The sequence below is a fragment of the Polaribacter sp. genome, assembly GCF_965660385.1.
GTDB lineage: Bacteria > Bacteroidota > Bacteroidia > Flavobacteriales > Flavobacteriaceae > Polaribacter.
The window spans coordinates 1-3236 of sequence record NZ_CBFHZT010000110.1; the positions used below are offsets into that span (position 1 = coordinate 1).

Here is a 3236-nt window from a genome sequence, read left to right on the forward strand (position 1 = left end):
TGCAAGACCAAATTGTTTTTGCTCTTGTAAACTATATAAGTATATTTTTAATGTACTTTTTCCAGCACCAGGAGTAATCCCTAAACCACTTACATCAAAACTTAAAGACGTAAAAACACCTTCGTTATCTCGAGCTGTAGCTTGAGCTGTTACTACGCTTGTGGTTCCATTTTCATTTACCCATTCTATATCTAGCAAACCATTTCCTGTTCCAAATCTTTGTGCATCTAACGAAATTGTGGTCGGTGTAAATGTTAACCCATCAACAGGTTGGATTGTGAAATCTACAGCACTTTCTGGACCAGCAGTATTAATTTTACCATTAGTTTCCCAACATGTAAAAACACCTCCGTTAACAGTTCTTGTTCCTATTGCTCCACCACCATTATTTTCTAGTGTTGTAAACAATAAGTTGCTTCCAGCTGAAACACTAGCAGGCTTAAAATATAATTCGGTTCCTGTTAAGTATGCCTCAGTTTGCGCAGCTGAACCTTCATCTAATGGCCAAGTTACATTTGTAGCATTGTCTGTAAGTGCAGAACCATCTAAAATTGTTCCATTTAAAACACCATCAACCTTAACATTTGCAAGACCAAATTGCTTTTGTTCTTGTAAACTATATAAATATAGTTTTAATGTACTTGCACCAGCACCAGCAGTAATTCCTAAACCGCTAACATCAAAACTTAAAGATGAAAAAGCGCCTGTATTATCTCGTGCTGTTGCTTGAGCTGTTACAACAACTGTATTACCATTTTCATTAACCCACTCAATATCTAGCAAACCGTTTCCAGTTCCAAATCGTTGAGCATCTAATGTAATTAAGGTAGGTGTAAACGTCAATCCTTCAACTGCCTCAAATGCAAAATCTACAGCGCTTTCAGGACCTGCTGTGTCAATTTTACCATTGGTTTCCCAGCACGTAAACAGTCCGCCGTTTACAGTTCTTGTTCCAATTGGGCCACCTCCATTACTTTCTAAAGTGGTAAAAAGTAAATTACTTCCAGCTGAAACACTCGCTGATTCATAATATGCTTCTGTTCCTGCTGCGTAGTCTGCTGATTGGGCAGCAGAACCTTCATCCAACACCCAAGTTACACTAGTTGCAGCATCAGTAAGTGTTGTTTGCCCCTGCATTGAAAATGCCATCAATAAAAAGGGAATAAATAAAATAAAAGTAAATCTCTTCATGTTATAAATTATTTGTTTAAATGATTACGCAAATGTAATCGATTGCACAAATGTAATAAAAATAATTTATTAACCAAATTTTTAATGAATTATGATAATAGTAACTTTAATACCTATCAATATTACAAATCTGGCAATATTTTAATTTACTTTTATTAAGGCATTTTTACTGTGGGCATATATGATGCTTATGAAGTCATTATTTATTTAATCTCTTTGATTGACAAGGGTTTTAGAAAAATACAGTGTTTGTTTTGAATAAAAAAAAGAGGTCGTCTAAAAAGTAATTTTTAGGCGATTTTTTATTTGGTTAATTTTCTTTTTTTGATGTTTATTTAATGATGATTTAAAAAAGCAAAGTTCTTCTATATAGCTAAACTGTATTTTTTAAGATTATGAGCCATTGCAATTAGTCCTATTTCCACATTTACTTTATTTATTCCTCTTAGCATAAACCTTTTAAAGTTCATATTTTGTTTTATATTTCCAAAAACAGCTTCTACATCCCAACATCGTTGTTTTCTTTTTGCAATGCCTTGCTCAGATAAGAGTAGTTGTTTTGCTTTAGATTTTAAACGTATTAGATTATAATTTCGTTCTATAATTCGATTGTATTTTGACTTATGGCATATGCTTCTATGTGGGCAACCCTTACAGTTCTGTGCTTGGTATCTATGTATTTCTTGAGTAAATCCGTTTTTAGTAGTTCTTTTATAAGCTCCTATATGATTCATTTGTTGCCCTATTGGGCAGTAATAACAATCTTTTTCTTTGTTATAATGTAATTCATTAGGATGAAAAGGATTTGTTTTTCCTCTTTTTTTATCAATTTGTTCTTTGTGGAAGTAATTGTATTTTACAAAAGCGGTAATGTCTTTAGCTTCTAAATCTGTATAGTTTTCTTCACTCCCATAGCCTGCATCTGCTGTAAGTGTTGTTGGTTTTTCGTTATAATTTTCAATATGATTATTGATGTGTTCTTTTAAAGTAGTAGTATCTGCTGTGGTTTGTGCTAAAGTGTAATTGGTAAGGTATTGATTATTGGTAGAAGCTTGTACATTATAAGCGGGTTTGAGTTGTCCATTTTGCATATGATCATCTTTCATCCGCATAAAAGTAGCATCATTATCAGTCTTACTATAACTGTTTCTATCTTTTAAAATGGCTTCTTGTTTTTCGTATTTGGCTAAATTAACAGGCCAGTTTTTCTTGGCATAATTGAGTTTTTGCTTTACTTTTTTATCAATTACTTTGTCTTGTAAAGCTTTATTTATTTTATCAATTGTAGCTTCAACTTGTTTAGCATCTATAGCTTCAAAGTTAGGTGTATTGGGTATGTGTTGCTCGTCTTCATATACTTTTTCTACATAAGACCATAGTTGTTCTAATTGTTTTTTGATGCGTTCTTTACTAGTTTTTATTGATTTACCCCAAACAAAAGTGTAGCGATTGGCGTTGGCTTCTATCTTTGTACCATCAACAAAAATATCTTTTAAACTAATAACACCTTGCTCAACCAACAAAAGAACTACTTGGTGAAATATTGGTTTGAAGTGTTTTTCAAGTCGTTTACCTCTAAAATCGTTAATGGTATTGTGGTCGGGTTTGTTTTGTCCACTTAACCATAAAAAGTGAATGTTCTCACTTAAAGCTTGTTCTATTTTTCTTGAAGAGTATAAATTACGTAAGTAAGCATAAATCAGTACTTTTAAAAGCATTCTTGGATGATAACTAGAAGTGCCTCCGCCTTTGTAACTCTCTTCTAATTTACTGATATCAACATTGTCAATAATTGTATTAACAATACGAACGGGATGATTTTTTGGAACTAAATCATCATAACTGGGTGGTAGTAAACTTAACTGATCTTGACTATAAGTCTTAAAAACTACTTTTCTATTCATTCTTAAAAATAAGAAATCAACTAAAAAAATGCAAAAAAAAAGACTGTCTTTTCAGACAGCCTCCTTAAAAAATTTTAAAGTTGAAAACTATTTAATGAGCAAGAAGTTTAAGTGTTTTTTTACCTTTGTCAGTTTTGATTT

The 3236-nt window shown here is 32.0% G+C and carries 2 protein-coding genes; both read right to left on the minus strand.

Annotated elements, in window-relative coordinates:
* The coding region (locus ACTG3V_RS15275) for a hypothetical protein (RefSeq protein ID WP_439133036.1) at positions 1-1191 on the minus strand (1191 nt) is incomplete at its 3' end.
* A 365-nt stretch (positions 1192-1556) separates the two neighbouring features.
* Complete coding sequence (locus tag ACTG3V_RS15280) at positions 1557-3095, minus strand: IS1182 family transposase (RefSeq protein WP_439133037.1); 1539 nt, start codon at positions 3093-3095, stop codon at positions 1557-1559.
* Positions 3096-3236 lie beyond the last annotated feature (141 nt).

What these genes read in the sequence shown, in the direction of transcription:
- ACTG3V_RS15280 (WP_439133037.1), bottom strand. Translation starts at nt 3,095, where the DNA reads ATGAATAGAAAAGTAGTTTTTAAGACTTATAGTCAAGATCAGTTAAGT.